Origin of the sequence: uncultured Gilliamella sp., assembly GCA_945271295.1 — a bacterium.
Taxonomy (GTDB): domain Bacteria; phylum Pseudomonadota; class Gammaproteobacteria; order Enterobacterales; family Orbaceae; genus Gilliamella.
Genome location: CALYPG010000027.1, coordinates 1 through 18,495, shown reverse-complemented (window position 1 = coordinate 18,495; position 18,495 = coordinate 1). Strand labels below are relative to the sequence as shown.

Sequence of the window (18,495 nt, the reverse complement as noted above, 5' to 3'; positions counted from 1 at the left end):
ATGGCTAATGCAAAAGAGATTAGAACGAAAATTGCCAGTATCCAAAGTACGCAAAAAATCACTAAAGCAATGGAAATGGTTGCCAATTCTAAAATGCGTAAAACGCAAGATCGAATGGCAGCGAGCCGTCCATATGCTGACATGATTCGAGAAGTAATTGGACATTTAGCGTTAGCTCAGATAGGTACCAAACATCCTTATTTAGAAGAGAGGGATGTTAAACGAGTTGGTTATCTAATCATTTCAACCGATCGTGGTTTATGTGGTGGTTTAAATATCAATCTTTTTAAAACTGTCCTTGCTGATATGTCTGCATGGCAGGAAAAAGGGATTGAAGCAGATGTAGCTTTAATTGGTTCTCGAGGTGTATCGTTTTTCTCATCAGTAAAAACCAACATCTTAACTCAAGTCACCAATTTGGGAGACGAACCAACATTATCCAATCTTATTGGTCCGGTAAAAACAATGCTTGAGGCATATGATAATGGTAACATTGATAAATTATATATTGTAACCAATCAATTTATTAATACCATGTCACAAAAACCAACAATACAGCAATTATTACCACTACCATCTTCGGAAGATAAAGAGCTGAAAGCTTCATCATGGGATTATATTTATGAGCCAGATGCTAAATCATTATTAGATGTGATTTTACGTCGTTATATTGAATCACAAGTCTATCAGGCTGTGGTTGAAAATCTAGCGAGTGAACAAGCAGCAAGAATGGTGGCCATGAAAGCAGCAACAGATAACGGTGCAAATTTAATCAATGAATTACAAATTGTGTATAACAAAGCACGCCAAGGTGCTATTACTAACGAATTGATTGATATTGTATCTGGTGCAGCCGCTGTTTCAGGTTAGTGCTAAATATTGGCTTATAATTAAGAAAAAGACGTAGAGGAATAAAAATGGCTACTGGAAAGATTGTCCAGATCATCGGTGCGGTGGTTGATGTCGAATTCCCAGAAAATGCAGTACCAAAGGTATACGATGCATTAGAAGTGGAAACTGGCACTGAAAAATTAGTTCTGGAAGTTCAACAACAATTAGGTGGTGGCGTTGTCTGTTGTATCGCAATGGGATCATCTGATGGTTTAAGGCGTGGACTTAAAGTAGTAAATACAGGTCACGGAATTGAAGTACCCGTTGGTACTAAAACACTCGGCCGTATTATGAACGTACTTGGCGATCCTGTTGATAAAGCAGGTCCAATCGGTGAAGAAGAACGTTGGGCTATTCACCGCGCAGCACCTTCATATGACGAGCTAGCTAACTCAACCGAACTACTCGAAACAGGTATAAAGGTTATTGACTTAATTTGTCCATTTGCTAAAGGTGGTAAAGTTGGTCTATTCGGTGGTGCAGGTGTTGGTAAAACAGTTAACATGATGGAGTTAATCCGTAATATCGCTATCGAACACTCAGGATACTCAGTATTTACCGGTGTTGGGGAGCGTACTCGTGAAGGTAATGACTTCTATCATGAAATGAAGGAATCCAATGTACTTGATAAAGTATCGTTAGTTTATGGTCAGATGAATGAGCCACCAGGAAACCGTTTGCGTGTTGCGTTAACTGGGTTAACCATGGCAGAAAAATTCCGTGACGAAGGTAAAGACGTACTATTATTTATCGATAATATTTATCGCTATACCTTAGCTGGTACTGAAGTATCTGCACTATTAGGTCGTATGCCTTCTGCGGTAGGTTACCAACCAACATTAGCAGAAGAAATGGGATTATTACAAGAACGTATTACATCAACTAAAACAGGTTCAATTACTTCAATCCAAGCAGTATATGTACCCGCTGATGACTTAACTGACCCATCACCAGCAACAACTTTTGCACACTTAGATGCAACTATTGTATTGAGTCGTCAAATCGCCTCATTAGGTATCTATCCAGCGGTGGATCCATTAGATTCAACTAGCCGTCAATTAGATCCGTTAGTGGTTGGTCAAGAGCATTACGACTGTGCACGTGGAGTACAATCAATTCTGCAACGTTATCAAGAATTAAAAGATATTATTGCAATTCTTGGTATGGACGAATTATCAGAAGATGATAAATTGATCGTTGCTCGTGCTCGTAAAATTCAACGTTTCTTATCGCAACCATTCTTCGTTGCCGAAGTATTCACTGGTTCACCGGGTAAATATGTACCATTAAAAGATACGATTAATGCATTTAGCGGTATTATGAATGGTGATTATGACCATATCCCTGAACAGGCATTTTATATGGTTGGTTCAATCGATGAAGCGATTGAAAAAGCGAAATCTCTCTAAGAGATTCATTGAACGGAGATAGTATTATGGCACTAACTTCCTATCAATTAGAAGTTGTTAGTGCTGAATCTCACCTTTTTTCGGGTGATGTTCAGCGAATCAGAGTGACAGGTAGAGAAGGTGAACTAGGAATTTACCCTGGTCATACCCCTCTACTTACAACTATTAAACCAGGTATGGTGGGCATTGTTAAAGCTGATGGCGAAGAAGAGTTTATCTATCTATCAGGTGGAATTTTAGAAGTTCAACCTAAAATAGTAACTATTTTAGCGGATACCGCTATTCGTGGTGAAGACCTAGATGAAGCCCGGGCTCAAGAAGCGGTAAGACAAGCACAAGAACATATTAATAACCCGGCTAGCGATGTGTCATTCGCACAAGCATCAGCTGAATTATCTAAAGCTCTTGCTAAAGTTCGAGTTATTGAATTAACTCGCCGTCTGGGTCAGTAATTAGTTTTTACGATCTCATCAAAATAAATGTTTTGGTTACAGGGCAGTATTCTGTAACCTTTTCGTTTAATCCCACAATAATAAATAATATCTAAACAGATTAAGATTATTGTTATTTTTTCGCATATTAATAAATGATTTTTTATACCATTTACCTATTTTAACTTAATAGATAGCTGGTTATGTTAAAATATTGGCAATTCAAGCGTAACTGGATTTATTAGCTACTATTAGCGATAATCTTATTTAATCTTATTAATGCTAGTGCCACTATGTTTACCATATATCATTCAAATCAAGTCGATTTACTCAAATCTCTCGTGAGTGAATTGATGCGCTTGCACCCTTTAAATGAGGTATTTGTACCTGATTACGTCATCGTGCAGAGTCAAGGAATGGCGCAATGGTTACAAATTGAATTGGCGAATGAACTTGGCATTGTGGCAAATCTTGCTTTTCCTTTCCCAACTGAATTTATTTGGCAAATTTATCAAACTTTATTACCAGATGCACCTATCGAAAATAGCTATAATACTGAATCGATGACTTGGCAGTTATATAATCTACTGCCAAAAATCATTGAACAAACCGAATTTAACTCACTTAAACATTATCTTAGTATTGATAAACAAGACAGGAAACTGTATCAACTTGCAACCCGTATTGCGCGTTTATTTGACCAATATTTGGTCTACCGACCTGATTGGCTAATAAAGTGGGAAGCCAATCAAACAGTGACAGAACTCAATCATCATCCTGATGAAATATGGCAAGCAGAACTTTGGCGTCAATTAGTAGCAATAAACCAACCTTATCACCGAGCCAATATTTATCAACAAATGCTTGATATCTTGCTAAATAAAAACTTAGATTGTTCATTGTTAAAACAGTTGCCAAAACGAATATTTATTTTTGGTATAACTTCACTCCCCCCTATTTATTTATCGCTTCTTGCAGCGCTTGGACAACATATTGATGTTCATTTAATGTTTAACAATCCATGTAAATGGTATTGGGGGGATATTATTGAAAAACAATTATCCGATATTCAAAATTCCTTTAATCAAATACCTAATCCACTACTCACTTCATGGGGAAAATTGGGTCGTGATAATCTGTTTTTGTTACAAGAATTCAATAGTAAACAAGATATTGAGATGTTTGTTGATCAACAGCGTTCTTGTTTATTACATGATCTACAACAAGATATATTAGAACTTTACCCAACTAATCAAACTAAACAATCAATTGTACCAACAGATAAGTCAATCTCGTTTCATGCTTGTCATAGTGAACAGCGTGAAGTAGAAGTATTATATGACTACCTTTTGTCCGTTTTTGATACCAATCCGACCGTGGAATTACGTGATTGTATTGTCATGGTTTCCGATATTGACAGGTATGTTCCTTATATTCGAGCGGTATTTGGCAATGCTACTGGTCAACGTTATTTACCTTTTACTATTTCTGATCAAAAAGCTCGCAATATCGATCCAATAGTGCAAGGATTTTTTGCTATTTTGAACTTTCCTCAAAGCCGATTTACGGCTGAAGAACTGTTTAATTTACTTGAAATCCCTGCAGTGTCAGAAAAATTTGCTATCAATCAATCCCAGTTAACTACACTAAAAACATGGATTATCGAGTCTGGAATTCGTTTTGGTTTAGAAAATACTCACAGCTGGTTATTTGGATTAGAACGGCTATTACTTGGTTATACCATGAGTAGTGAACAAGGCGGCTGGCAACAAATATCACCGTACGATGGGGCAATTGGACTCGATGCTGAATTAATTGGACAGTTAGCTGAATTTATTACTGTCGTTCGCAAATGGTTGTCAGTATTAAGTGAAAACAAATCATTGATTGCATGGCAAGGTTGTTGCTTTGAATTGCTTAATGATTTCTTTATGAGCAATCAGCAACGGGAATCAATTTTATTAATGATTGAAGACGAATGGCAAAAATTAATAAACAGTGGTTTAATTGCCAATTTTTCTGACAATATTTCAATTACTGTTTTACATGATGCTATGCAATCACGTTTAGAACAGAACCATTTAGCTCATCGATTCTTAGTTGGTAAAATCAACTTTTGTACCATGATGCCCATGCGTTCAATACCTTTTAAAATTGTCTGCTTGTTAGGTATGAATGATGGGGATTATCCAAGAACATCATTGCCATTAGATTTTGATTTAATCGCACAATATCCTAGACGAGGCGATCGTAGTCGTCGTAATGATGATCGTTATTTATTTTTAGAAGCCATTTTATCTGCCCAACAACAGCTATATATCAGCTACATTGGGCGTGATATGAAAGATGATAGTGAACGTTATCCATCGGTATTAGTTGATGAACTTTGGGAATATATTGCACAATATTATGGTGAACAACCCGCTGATAATTCACAACAAATAAATAATCCACTTGATTTTTTACGGGTTATGCATACACGCACACCATTTAATCCCCAAAATTATTTACAAGAACCAAGAAGTTATGCCGATGAGTGGCTACCGGCAGCGTTGCAGCAGGGTGAAACTCACTCTTTTATTAGTGAGATCCCAGCTATTACCGTCGATAAAATCAGTCTTGATGAATTAAAACGATTTTACCAGCATTCCATTAGGTTATTTTTACAAAAACGTTTTAACTTTTATATCAATTACCTTGATGATACTTTACCGGATGCCGAAAATTTTAATCTCGATAGTTTAAAGCGCTATCAATTAAATTCACAAATCTTAAACCAACTCATCACTAAAGATAGTCAAGATCCCAATGGTTTTTATCACCAGTTAGCATTAACCGGAGAATTACCTGATGGCGCTTTTGGACAGATTATTTATGACGAGCAAAACAAAATAATGCAGTTATTAGCGCATAAAATCAAACAAGAACAGCTTAATACCAGTAATTTAGAAGTTAATTTAACTATTACAACTGCCAAGCAAACTTGCCAATTACAAGGCTGGCTTACCCATACTCAACCAGATGGTATATTATCATGGCGACCATCCAAGCTTTCAATTCGTGATGGCATCGCATTGTGGATCGACCATTTAGTTTATTGTATTTTAAATCCAGATAACTTAGATAGCCAAAGTCGAATTTACGGGCGTGAAGATCATGAATGGCGTTTTTTATACTTGAATACCAATGAAGCGATAAACATTTTAACTACATTAGTAGAAGGTTATTTACACGGTATTAACCAACCATTATTAATGCCAATACAAAGCGCATGGAACTGGTTAACAACCGCCTATAATACCAAAGCCGGAGAAATAATCCCAAGCGATAAAGCCATTAATCAATTATTAAGTACTTGGAATGGGGGATTTAATCATTCTGCTGAATGTGATAGTTATTATTCCCGTCTCTATCCGGAATTAACTGACACATTAATCGAACAAATTACGCTATATGCACGGCGTTTTTTAATGCCAATTTTATTACATCAGGTAACTGTAAAATAGGAAATACTATGTTTATTGATACACATTGCCATTTTAATTTCCCTGCATTTACCCAAAATCTAAAGGCGTCAATTAATGCTATTCGGCAAGCCAATATAGTCGGATTAATTGTGCCAGCTGTATCAGCTAACCACTTTACTCAATTACTACAACTGGTGGATAAGTATCCTGAAATCTATGCCGCTTTAGGTTTACATCCTATTTATCAACATTCCGAAGCTGATCTACATCAATTAACTAATATGGTAAAAAACAAGCCCAACAAATTAGTAGCCATTGGCGAAATTGGACTAGATCGATATGATTTAACCATAGATTGGTCACAACAATTATCTTTTTTTAGAGCACAACTAGCATTAGCTAAACGCTTTGATTTACCGGTTTTAATTCACTCTCGTAAAGCTCATGACATAATGTACCATGAATTACGGCAAGCTAACTTACCTCGTCGTGGTGTGATACATGGCTTTTCAGGTAGTTATCAACAAGCCATGCAATTTATTAAACTCGGTTATTATATAGGTGTAGGTGGTGTTATTAGTTATGTTCGTGCCAATAAAACTCGCAATACCATTGCTAAGTTGCCACTCACTAGTTTAATGCTAGAAACTGATGCGCCTGACATGCCATTAAGTGGCCAACAAGGTGAAATTAACCGTCCAGAGAATATCGTTGAAATTTGCAATATTCTGGTACAATTACGTCACGAGTCACCCTCACAAATAATTAACGTAATTTTAACAAATACCTTGACGCTTTTTAATAGAATTAATAAAATTGAATTTCCTAAATAATATTTAAAATAACTATATAATTATTATTAAGTTATTTTATTGAACTACGTGGTGGGTTTTTATGGCTCAACGATTTAATCAACTTTTTGTTCAATCTATTATTTCGCTTACTCGCCTATTTCCTTTATGGGCGATACTTTGTGCAATAATTGCATATTTTTTACCTAACACCTTTTTACCGGTGCGACCTTATGTATCACAACTACTAATGTTTGTCATGTTTACTATGGGCGTTACTTTAAGTATTGATGATTTTAAACGCGTAGTAACAAGGCCTAAAGCGGTGATCATTTGTACCTTATTACATTATATTGTGATGCCTTTAGCCGCATTACTTTTATCTAAATTGTTTACAATGCGACCTGAATTATTAGTTGGCATGGTACTTGTTGGTAGCGTTGCTAGTGGTACCGCATCAAATGTAATGATTTATTTAGCTAAAGGTGATGTAGCTTTGTCGATAACTATCTCATCAGTATCGACTTTAGTGGGCGTTGTTATCACGCCAATACTAACTTATCTACTAGTAGGAACAACAGTCGAAGTGCCTATCTGGAGTATGTTAGTGCATATTATACAAATAGTTCTATTTCCGATTTTATTAGGCCTTTTGATTCACCATTTGTTATTACCTGTGGTTAAAAAATGTGAACGATTTTTACCATTAATGTCAATGCTTTGCATTTTATTAATTCTTTGCATAGTCGTAGCGGGTAGCCATGCGCAAATCGCTCAGGTAGGGTTTACGGTAATATTGGCTGTTATATTACATAATGGATTAGGCTTACTTGGCGGTTATTGGGGCGGTCGCCTATTTGGGTTTGATGAATCAACGTGCCGAACCATGTCACTTGAAGTTGGCATGCAAAACTCTGCGTTAGCAGCTACACTTGGAACGAGTTACTTTACAGCACTTTCGGCATTACCTGCAGCTGTATTTTCAGTCTGGCATAATATTTCCGGTTCATTATTAGCAGGTTACTGGCAAGGTAAACCACCCAAAAATAAGAAAAAAACAACAATTGACAAATAATATTGTAAATTAATATCAAATCCATATGCTCTTTCCGTATAATACGGAAAGAGCATAATCTTTGGTGCATATATCTGTAATCTCTGCGCCCCATCTTTGGATCAATTTTAGGCCAATTTAAAATGAATAACGAAATACAGTTATCACCTTTTGTTTATCGCATATTACCATGGATTGCGGCTTTTGCTTTTTTTATGCAATCACTTGATACATCGATATTAAATACCGCACTACCAACCATGGCTAAGGATCTCAACCAATCCCCTTTGAATATGCAATCAGCTGTTATTAGTTATGCAATAACCTTAGCCTTATTTATCCCAGTAAGTGGATTTTTATCAGACAGATTTGGTACTAAAAACATTTTTGTAATGGCGGTTTTATTATTCACTATGGGATCATTGCTTTGTGCATTATCCAATTCATTAATTTTCTTAGATATTTCACGCGTCATTCAAGGTATTGGTGGTTCAATGATGGTGCCAGTATCTCGTTTAGTTTTAATCAAATCCTTTAAGCGTAGCGATTTCTTAGTAGCATTAAATACCGCAACAATTCCAGGATTAGTCGGTCCAGTATTAGGGCCGGTACTTGGTGGTTATCTGGTTGATATGGTCAGCTGGCACTGGGTCTTTTTTATTAACTTACCCTTTGGTATTTTAGGGGCGATCATCAGTTGGCGTTATATGCCAAATATTAAAGGTCAACGTATGCCTTTTGATCTATTTGGCTTTTTGTTTATAGTTATTACCTTTATTAGTGCCACATTGAGTGTCGAGTTTTTAAGTCACAATCAAAGTGGACATTTTTCATTAATCCTTGTGCTAGTCAGCCTAGTTTTTTTATTAATTTACCGTGGATATGCCAAAAAAACAACCGCACCATTGTTTCCACTCTCATTATTTGAGATTCGAACATTCAAAATAGGCATTGTGGGTAATTTAGCTTGTCGTTTAGGAATTTCAGGTGTACCTTTTCTGATTCCATTATTTTTACAAGTTGGGTTTGGTTATTCGCCAATATTTGCCGGTATGATGTTAGTACCAATGGCTATCGCTTCGATCTGCACAAGGATATTTATTCCACGTATTTTAGGGCATCTTGGCTACCGTTCAGTTCTGATTGCGAACACAATTATAGCTGGTATATTAATTTTTTTAATGTCGTATTTAAATTTATCCACACCTATTGTGGTGTTATGTTTATTACTATTTTGTATTGGTGGAGTCAATTCGATGCAATATACTGCAATGAATAGCATTACACTAGCTAACTTACAAGGTGAAAGCACCAGCAGTGGTAATAGTTTAATGGCAGTCAACCAACAACTAGCGATCAGTTTTGGTACCGGATTTGGCGCTGTCTTAGTACGGCTTATCAGTAATACTACAACTACCATCCATGCGTTTCAAATAACCTTTATTATACTAGGCGTGGTTACTGTGCTATCGAGCATTATTTTTGCTAGACTAAAAAAACAAGACGGACAAAACCTAATTTCTCATCGAAGGAGATAAACAATATGTTTCAATATCAAATTATTCCAGTTACTTCTTTTGAAGAAAATTGTAGCATTATTTGGTGTGATGAAACCAAAGAGGCGGCTTTTATCGATCCGGGAGGTGAGCCTGAGTTATTGCAAAATGCAGTGGAAAAACTAAAGGTTAACATCAAACAAATACTATTAACCCATGGTCATTTAGATCATGTTGGTGCAGCAGTTAAATTAGCTGAACATTTCAATGTTAAAATTATTGGCCCAAACCAAGAGGATGAATTTCTATTCAATAGTTTACCACAACAGAGTATGCAATTTGGCTTTCCCTATACTGAAGCATTTTTACCAGATCGCTGGTTACAAGAAGGTGACCAGATTCATGTTGGTAAAACGGTATTTGATGTATTATTTTGTCCTGGACATACTCCTGGACATATTGTGTTTATTAACCATCAAGATAGGTTGGCTTTTGTTGGAGATGTACTATTTAAAGGCAGTGTTGGACGAACCGATTTTCCACGAGGTAATCACGCCAGTTTAATTTCTGCTATTACTAACAAATTACTACCTCTTGGTGATGATTTTGTGTTCATACCAGGACATGGTCCAATGTCAACATTTGGCAATGAACGCATTAGTAACCCTTATTTAATTTAATTAAAACAAAATAGTAGATTGTTATCGCACTAGTTAGTGTGTGATAACAAACATTATTGATTGTTAATCGTCTCCCAAAAAAAACACCAATAAAGTAAACCTTTTTGCAAAAAAAAGGTTTACAATATAAATCCTTCAATTATGATGATAAGTCTATTAATTCATAAAAGGAGGAATGATTATGCACCAACCGCTTACACCATGTTATCCCGTTTTTATCACTACGTTACTAAAATTGTCATCATGGCAGCGTAAAATATTAGTAACTACTTGTTCAACGTTAATATTAGCTATTGCTGCAAATATAAGTATCCCAACATATCCCATTCCCTTCACACTACAATCACTGGTCGTGCTACTTATCGGTGCTTTTTTAGGTCGACGTTTAGGTACATTAGCTTTATTACAATATCTCTTGTTGGGTGCTTTGGGGCTACCTGTTTTTGCCAACGGCGGTAGTGGAATTGCTGCATTACTTTCCCCATCGGCTGGTTATTTATATGGGTTTGTAGTAAGTGCTTACTTATCTGGGTTGGCAACAGAAAAAGGCTATGATCGCCAATTTATATTAGGTCTAATTGCTTTTGCTTGTGCTCATCAGATGACTTTTGTATTTGGGGTTACTTATTTAGCGGGTTATTTACATATCAATTTATATGAAGCAATAAAAATAGGTTATTTGCCTTTTGCCGGTTTTGATTTGCTTAAGTTCACATTGGCAAGCTGTATTATGTATATGTTGTGGCGTAATCATGCCCAAAAACCATAATTTAAATAATGGTGATATTATCTTTCAAAGTCTTAAAGAGGAATCTTTATTTAATGACGCTGTTAGCCATTCTGGCACAGTGTCAAGTATGGATAAGAGGATAATAACTCAAATAAATCATGTTGCTTTATATGTAGGCAATAATACTGTTATACATGCAACTAAAAAAGCAGGTGTTGCTCAACAATCCCTTGCCGATTTTTTTTCGGCAGGGCGTCACCATGTTATTGCAACTATCGACAACGCTTTAATTATCCAACAGGCATTAACTCGAGTGATTACCTGCTTAGGTTCACCGTACAATCATAGCTTTCATCCAGATGCAGAAGGATTTTATTGTAGTGAGCTTATCACTTATGCCTTTAAAACAGAACTTTGTGACGATTATTTTCAATTATATCCAATGAATTTTAAAGATTTAACCACTCAACAGATCCTACCTTATTGGAATAATTATTATGATTGCATCAAACAAACCATTCCACAAGGAGTACTTGGCTCTCATCCACAACAATTATTACGACAATTCCATTTATTTAAAACTGTTCGATTGTTTTTTGCGCAATAAAGTGAATTAATTAAACTAAAAAATTAATTTCTATGATCTAGCTATTGACATACTGCCATTAAATCTATAATATGCGCGCTACATTTCGGTTCCTCCATAGTTCAGTCGGTAGAACGGCGGACTGTTAATCCGTATGTCACAGGTTCAAGTCCTGTTGGAGGAGCCAATTTCTTGCCTAACTTCACCTTTTTGCTAATGAATCCTTAATGATTAATGCCTTTTGCCAATAACTGAACTAAACTGGTCTTGTCATTGGTAGCATTAAATCAACTATTGATCCTCTTTATCCTTAACCTCGTTTTTTGGGTTTATCGGTAATTTCTTCTTATCCTTTTTACACAGCACGTCAGGATCGTAATAATAAAAATACCACCCTGCTCCATTTTTAGGCGGGCGAATATATGGATCGGTACTGTGATTATATTCAGTTGCATATTTGCCTTGCACAATTAATTTCACAATATGCTGCTTACAGATAGTGACTAGATTGATATTAGTGACATCTTGCCAACCTAAAACGGTAAAAATTTGTTCAGCGAGGGTAACGTGAGTAGCAATAGAGTTTTTATATACAATTAGTATTCCTACTATAAATATTATACCTATACTTACAAAACAACCTAAAAGATTATCTAAAGTAAAATCCCAAAAAAAGTAAGTCATTAATAATGAACAGACAACATAAACAATAAATATGGGCAAATGATAGTATTTTAAGGCATGTTTGCGCCCAGCAAAACAAGGGGGAATAAGCGAAATAATTTGTTCACTGGGTTTAAGCATGGCATATACTTCGTAATAATCATCATGCTTTTCAGCCACCACTTCTACCTGATCGCCATCATTAAATTTATAATAACCGAGCCAACCTTGTAAGTTAATTGTGTTATCTAATTTGGCGGTAATATACTGTGCGCGAAAATCATTACTGCGGTCATTACCATTGGCATGGCCTAACCCCGCCAGTGCCGCGACGCTGTTACCATTTAAGGTGGCTAATACTGCTCCGCGCCTCAGTTTATTTTTCTGTTTTTCCTTTTGCTCTTCACTCATATATGCCCCATCAAATAATGGTGCATAACAAAAAATCCCTTTAAACTCCGATAGCGTGCCACTCAGCTTTACCAAATTTTTGGGTGGTAGCGTTGGATTATCAATACTGATACCCGTTTTTTTTAATAACTGCTCTTTATCTTTATAAGTGATATCCTTGCCATCATATTTTGCGTAGGGCATACCTGACCTCTTGTTGTATTAATTACGCTTAGTTGATAAAAAATCAACTATTGATCCTCTTTATCCTCAACCTCGTTTTTTGGGTTTATCGGTAATTTCTTCTTATCCTTTTTACACAGCACGTCAGGATCGTAATAATAAAAATACCACCCTGCTCCATTTTTAGGCGGGCGAATATATGGATCGGTACTGTGATTATATTCAGTTGCATATTTGCCTTGCACAATTAATTTCACAATATGCTGCTTACAGATAGTGACTAGATTGATATTAGTGACATCTTGCCAACCTAAAACGGTAAAAATTTGTTCAGCGAGGGTAACGTGAGTAGCAATAGAGTTTTTATATACAATTAGTATTCCTACTATAAATATTATACCTATACTTACAAAACAACCTAAAAGATTATCTAAAGTAAAATCCCAAAAAAAGTAAGTCATTAATAATGAACAGACAACATAAACAATAAATATGGGCAAATGATAGTATTTTAAGGCATGTTTGCGCCCAGCAAAACAAGGGGGAATAAGCGAAATAATTTGTTCACTGGGTTTAAGCATGGCATATACTTCGTAATAATCATCATGCTTTTCAGCCACCACTTCTACCTGATCGCCATCATTAAATTTATAATAACCGAGCCAACCTTGTAAGTTAATTGTGTTATCTAATTTGGCGGTAATATACTGTGCGCGAAAATCATTACTGCGGTCATTACCATTGGCATGGCCTAACCCCGCCAGTGCCGCGACGCTGTTACCATTTAAGGTGGCTAATACTGCTCCGCGCCTCAGTTTATTTTTCTGTTTTTCCTTTTGCTCTTCACTCATATATGCCCCATCAAATAATGGTGCATAACAAAAAATCCCTTTAAACTCCGATAGCGTGCCACTCAGCTTTACCAAATTTTTGGGTGGTAGCGTTGGATTATCAATACTGATACCCGTTTTTTTTAATAACTGCTCTTTATCTTTATAAGTGATATCCTTGCCATCATATTTTGCGTAGGGCATACCTGACCTCTTGTTGTATTAATTTTATTTAGTGTATAAAAGGTGGATTGCGCAAAACTTGCCACTCTCCTGGTGTAAATACTGGTGTTTCTCTTTTCGCTCTTTCTGCTGCCTGTTCGTCATAATACTCTTTTAGTGCTTGTTCATATTTTTTAAAAATTGCTTCCAGTGCTTTCATTTCCTCTTCGGCGGTTTTATATCGATCATCATATTCACTATTAAAAGCATCTTGCCCTATGCCAAAACAGCAACGAGTTAACCACACCTGCATATCATCTGGTTTATTCAATTCAATTGCTAATTGAATTAAAAATATTCCTAATGCAATCCATGGATTTAAAGCAAGTGCAAATAGTGATATACAAAATCTTCCTGCCATTGTAACAGAGACGCGAATTAAACTTCTTTTTATCAATATATTTCCCAATGATGCGATACCTCGATCCATTAATTGAAGTAAACTGGTTTTACCCATTTGTAAAAATAAATCAATAGTTGATATTATTAAACTAAATGCAGAAGCATTAAATAAAAATAGATCTACCCCTTGTTTATCTGATGTATCCTCATGCCAATTTATACCGATTCCGATTATCCCTGCTATAAAACCAAAAAAATTACCTGAAAATTGTATACGAGTGATTTGTTTTGCATTAAACCGCCCATTCTCGCCATATATAGCCAATAAATTGAAACTTGCTGCAATTGAAGCAGTTATTGCCATGGTTAACTCTGCATTGGCATTCGATTGTTGGGCTTGAGTTTTTAAAGAACTATCAGTAACAATTGAAAATATCTTTACTATATGAATACCTAATATTGCACCTGCAAATCCAGCACCAACTTTATTATTTGTTATGCATTTTTTCAATTGATCAGTTAATATCTGTGTGCCGTTTGCAAATTGTTCACCTGCCGTACTAACATGTGATTTCATAGATTTTCTTAATTCTTTAACAAAAGAGTCATACTTTTGTAAAAACGCTTTCATAGATTTTTTTGATACGGTCCCTGGCGTTGCTGCGATATAAAATGATTGTGCCATTTGGGATAATACATTCCCCCCAATATTACTTAAGTAATTTAATAGAGCAATAACTACTGCAGAACTTGCCTTTTTAATAGGTTGCAGGGCGGCAGCTGTGATTTTTGCATCAGTAGAATTGTCATCCATTAAAGTATTTCGTTCACTTTTAAAGGCTTCTAAAAATTCTTTAGTTGTATCTAGTTTTTTATGTTCAACTTGTGAATTAAAAATTGACGGAACTTGTTTATCTATACTATCTCCTAGCTCAATTAGGACATCACTCTCTTTTGATTCACCCTGATAAAATTCCAATACTGTTTCTAATTGATCTAATAATTCACCATAAGAGCTAGATTTTAATTCGCTTGTTTTATCTAGTGATAATAACAAACTTACACATTTCTGTTGTGCGGCTTTATCCATTTTTCGATTGGCAAACACCGCTGACCAAATGATATTATGACTTTCTAAGGCTTCATCCTCAATAAAATGAGTAAAAAGTTGTGTAATCTTATTGTTTGTAGCTTGTATACCTAATGTCATTAAAATATCGTTGGCAAACGCTAAATAATTATCGTCATCTTGAAAAAGATCATCAGCTGATAATGAGAATGGGTGTTTATCTTTTAGTTTAGTGCAATCAATCCATGAAATTAAATCATCTAATAGTGCGCTGATATAACTTTCAGTATCTTTTAAAAAGGTGGCATACTGTTTTTTATATTCTTTATAATGATGGGATAAACAAACATCATATTTTTTCCAACGTTTTTGAGCAGACATTTCGGTTTTATTTTGCTTATGCCAGTTTGTTTCATAAACTTTTGCTTTGCCAGTAAACTCAACTTCCATAAGTTTTAATTCAGCCGTTAAACTATTAATTTGAGCTATATTTGCATTTTTATCTAATGCAAATATTTGGTCAAAAATACAAGCATGTTTTTCTTCGCCAATTTCTTTTATTAGGTAATTATCATTTATAAATTGCACCAAATTTTTTGCTTGATGTGTTATCCCATTAATATATCGTTCAATTTCTGTTAAATTTGGATCTAATGATATAAATTTATCGTTAGATTTATTGACGATATTAATAACTCGTTGTCCTTGGGCTTTTTGTTTGTCATCCCATTGATGCATACGACTTGTATCACTTACTCCTAAAATACCACTATCATAATGATAGTTTTTGCTATTAAAATATTTGGCATCTGAAAGATATTTTTTATTTGTTTTCTTGATGTGCTCTTTAAATTCTTGTTCACTTTTAGAAAAATCACTGTTTTTTACTGCTTCTTCAAGGAATGCAATGCCACTGCAAGCAGCATTTTCTCGCTGCCTTTCTGCTATTATTTTCTTGAATGAATTAAGTGCGCTGTTTCCCCAATTACTTAATTCGGCAGCAATACCAATACTGTCGATTAAAGCAACCATCATTGGTGGGCTACCCGTGTTATTACGTTCAGCCGACTGCATCTTTTTATTTAGGTAGGCTGAATAAGTTTCCGTGTATGAAAGTTGTAACCCTTCTTTAGGCAGTTGTTGCCATGGGCTTAACGTACTTCGCTTTTTAAATAACTGTCTATTATAACTAAATGTTGGGCCGCCTGGTATTCGGAATTCGGAAAGAGGTACTTTGTCTAACGATTTGTTACCATATAAATAAGGAAAGCAAAGTGTGTACTTGCATGTACTAAAATTTAGCAACTTCGTCGTTTTTTTTTCTAGAGTATCTTCAATCTCTTGTATATCCATTGTTGAAGCTATTGCTTCTTGGTTGGCTGTAGTAATGCCATCATTACTTTGTTGGCAATTTAACCACTGTTTGGGTTTTATCGCTTGCATGCGTAAGTTGCGTTTATCTTCATCATTGAGATATTGTTTTATTGTTTTAGTACTCCATTTATGTTCACTATATGCTAGCCATGCTGTTTCACATTTTTCTGGTTTTGCTAGTGTAATAAAAGCAATATTACTAGCTAAATGCGCACTATTATTGCAAGTTGTTTGCATATCATTTAAAGGAACTGATTGTTGCTTTTCACTAACACTATCGCCAAATCTTAATAAATCCAACTCTTTACTAATATCTTGTTGCCAAAAACCACCTTGTTCGTCAACTTTATAAACTGTTATTTCTAAATCTATGCTATTATCTTCATACTGACAAAATACATAAAGATAACCTTTTCGCATTGTTCTAAGTGCATATTTGCTATATTTTGACAAAGTTGGTAATTGTTTGTTTTCTGCCCATGATGGTAAGTCTGCCATAATATATTCTGGTGCAACTGTATAACGTACAGGATAAACCGGTAGTCCTACTGATCTACATTTTTGACATAAACCCATTATTTATTCCCTTCTATATTTTTGTTAACAGCATTTTTCACAATGTCCCATTGTGTTGGGGTAATATTTTGTAGTTGTTTGATTAACGATTGATTACTATTTTGTTTAATTGCTTTTGTAATGATTGGATGTTCAATGAATTGAGGATGAATAACTAAACTCTGATATGCGTATTCTGATAAATCACGTTTATCATCATATCCTTTACGTATAGCACTTTTAAAAGCTTGCATAATAATAGTGTCCGCTTCACTTTCGACTAAATGATATTGTGGGTAAAAAAAATGATATCGTGCAAGTACTTGATTACGATTTTCAATCCAATTTATTTGTCGCCACTGTTCACTATCAATACCTAAATTACCTAGTAAATGCTCCCTTACTTCTCGGTGATTTTTTTTAATGATTAAATGTCCATCACTGTTAATATATAACCAAAATTGAACTGAATTAAGTAAGTATTGCTGTTGCTCAGGTATCAATATATTTAACAGTATTGACAATACCACGGGATCAAAATAGCGTAAAAGTTGATTTTCATCATCTGATTTTTGGATTGCAATAAAGCCTAGCTGCTTTGCTAATAATTCAGCACTTAATGGTGAAATAATCCAACCATAAACAAAACGTGCCTTTGCATATAAGGTTGTTTTTGGATCGATCGCTAAACAAAATTCTTCAATGCTTTGTTTTAAAATATTTTGATCTTGCTCGTTAGCCAAATTAAGTTCAATTATTCCAGGCGTAGGTTTAATTTGATATCCATTATATTCAAATAGGTTTAATGTTTTTTTAGCCACCAAATCTGTTAAAGTTGTTTTCTGTTCGTGTGATTGATAGATAAGATAAAAATGTCCATCACTTTCTGATGATAAAGCAAGAATTTTTTGAAAAATAGTTCCAATATCTTGTTTTTGTACCCCTGATATTAAATTAGTTTTGAAATCCATAATTACCCTAATGAAACATTTGCTTTTTGTAATTTTTCAGCTTCTTGTATTGCAGCTTCACAACCTGAAGGTAACAAATAATTCGCCGCCATATTTGCCGCCCCCATCTTTTGCATAGCATTACATTTTAAGTAGATATTACTTGAGGTACCTAGCTCTATACCGCTACTGTTGATTTTGATATAAGAGCCGCCACACACTAAAATGATTTCTTTTGTTGCCGATAAATCAGTTTTACCCGACACACTATCTACCTTAATATCTTGTTTCGCCGCCATAGCAAGGTTATCAGTTTGGGCTTGAACTTCTATATCTCCTTGATTGGCAAATAGCTTTATCCCGGCTTTTTGAGCAAACAGAC

General features: G+C 35.1%; 15 protein-coding genes and 1 tRNA gene. 11 read left to right on the top strand and 5 right to left on the bottom strand.

Features of this window, described 5'->3' with window-relative positions; all coding sequences use genetic code 11:
* The 11 genes from atpG to Q0K76_RS11195 all read left to right on the top strand — a co-directional run bounded on the left by atpG (window position 1) and on the right by Q0K76_RS11195 (window position 11,722).
* Window positions 1-870 carry a F0F1 ATP synthase subunit gamma gene (atpG, locus tag Q0K76_RS11245; protein WP_294615725.1) on the top strand — a complete coding sequence of 290 codons (870 nt, stop codon included), beginning with the start codon at window positions 1-3 and terminating at the stop codon, window positions 868-870.
* 47 nt (window positions 871-917) lie between these two features.
* A complete protein-coding gene (gene atpD, locus Q0K76_RS11240; protein WP_294615723.1) occupies window positions 918-2,300 on the top strand; it encodes a F0F1 ATP synthase subunit beta in 1,383 nt (460 codons plus the stop codon).
* A 26-nt stretch (window positions 2,301-2,326) separates the two neighbouring features.
* A complete protein-coding gene (locus Q0K76_RS11235) occupies window positions 2,327-2,752 on the top strand; it encodes a F0F1 ATP synthase subunit epsilon (RefSeq protein ID WP_294615721.1) in 426 nt (141 codons plus the stop codon).
* Window positions 2,753-3,024: 272 nt separating this feature from the next.
* Window positions 3,025-6,237 (top strand): exodeoxyribonuclease V subunit gamma, encoded by a 3,213-nt coding sequence (recC, locus tag Q0K76_RS11230; protein ID WP_294615719.1) that lies wholly within the window; start codon window positions 3,025-3,027, stop codon window positions 6,235-6,237.
* An 8-nt stretch (window positions 6,238-6,245) separates the two neighbouring features.
* Window positions 6,246-7,031 (top strand): TatD family hydrolase, encoded by a 786-nt coding sequence (locus Q0K76_RS11225; protein WP_294615717.1) that lies wholly within the window; start codon window positions 6,246-6,248, stop codon window positions 7,029-7,031.
* A 61-nt stretch (window positions 7,032-7,092) separates the two neighbouring features.
* Window positions 7,093-8,064 carry a bile acid:sodium symporter family protein gene (locus Q0K76_RS11220; RefSeq protein ID WP_294615715.1) on the top strand — a complete coding sequence of 324 codons (972 nt, stop codon included), beginning with the start codon at window positions 7,093-7,095 and terminating at the stop codon, window positions 8,062-8,064.
* 122 nt (window positions 8,065-8,186) lie between these two features.
* On the top strand, window positions 8,187-9,581 hold the full coding sequence (locus Q0K76_RS11215; protein WP_294615713.1) for an MFS transporter: 1,395 nt from the start codon (window positions 8,187-8,189) through the stop codon (window positions 9,579-9,581).
* 5 nt (window positions 9,582-9,586) lie between these two features.
* Window positions 9,587-10,219: an MBL fold metallo-hydrolase gene (locus Q0K76_RS11210; RefSeq protein WP_294615711.1), complete on the top strand. Its 633-nt coding sequence runs from the start codon at window positions 9,587-9,589 to the stop codon at window positions 10,217-10,219.
* Between the two features lie 181 nt (window positions 10,220-10,400).
* Window positions 10,401-10,988 (top strand): biotin transporter BioY, encoded by a 588-nt coding sequence (locus Q0K76_RS11205; RefSeq protein ID WP_294615709.1) that lies wholly within the window; start codon window positions 10,401-10,403, stop codon window positions 10,986-10,988.
* Window positions 10,972-11,556 (top strand): YiiX/YebB-like N1pC/P60 family cysteine hydrolase, encoded by a 585-nt coding sequence (locus Q0K76_RS11200; RefSeq protein ID WP_294615707.1) that lies wholly within the window; start codon window positions 10,972-10,974, stop codon window positions 11,554-11,556. Before Q0K76_RS11205 ends, Q0K76_RS11200 begins: the two co-directional genes overlap by 17 nt.
* A 90-nt stretch (window positions 11,557-11,646) precedes the next feature.
* Window positions 11,647-11,722: transfer RNA gene (locus Q0K76_RS11195), tRNA-Asn, on the top strand.
* A gap of 104 nt (window positions 11,723-11,826) precedes the next feature.
* Here Q0K76_RS11195 and Q0K76_RS11190 read toward each other — a convergent pair.
* From Q0K76_RS11190 to Q0K76_RS11170, 5 genes are all read right to left on the bottom strand, one after another.
* Window positions 11,827-12,792: a putative type VI secretion system effector gene (locus tag Q0K76_RS11190; protein WP_294615705.1), complete on the bottom strand. Its 966-nt coding sequence runs from the start codon at window positions 12,790-12,792 to the stop codon at window positions 11,827-11,829.
* A gap of 47 nt (window positions 12,793-12,839) precedes the next feature.
* On the bottom strand, window positions 12,840-13,805 hold the full coding sequence (locus tag Q0K76_RS11185) for a putative type VI secretion system effector (RefSeq protein WP_294615703.1): 966 nt from the start codon (window positions 13,803-13,805) through the stop codon (window positions 12,840-12,842).
* 28 nt (window positions 13,806-13,833) lie between these two features.
* The gene (locus Q0K76_RS11180) at window positions 13,834-17,184 is read right to left on the bottom strand and encodes a T6SS effector BTH_I2691 family protein (protein WP_294615701.1); all 3,351 of its coding nucleotides are present in this window, start codon (window positions 17,182-17,184) and stop codon (window positions 13,834-13,836) included.
* Window positions 17,184-18,134 (bottom strand): DUF4123 domain-containing protein, encoded by a 951-nt coding sequence (locus tag Q0K76_RS11175; protein ID WP_294615699.1) that lies wholly within the window; start codon window positions 18,132-18,134, stop codon window positions 17,184-17,186. The genes Q0K76_RS11180 and Q0K76_RS11175 overlap by 1 nt, the downstream gene beginning before the upstream one ends.
* Window positions 18,135-18,136: 2 nt before the next feature.
* A partial coding sequence (locus Q0K76_RS11170; protein ID WP_294615697.1) for a DUF2345 domain-containing protein occupies window positions 18,137-18,495 on the bottom strand: 359 nt, incomplete at its 5' end.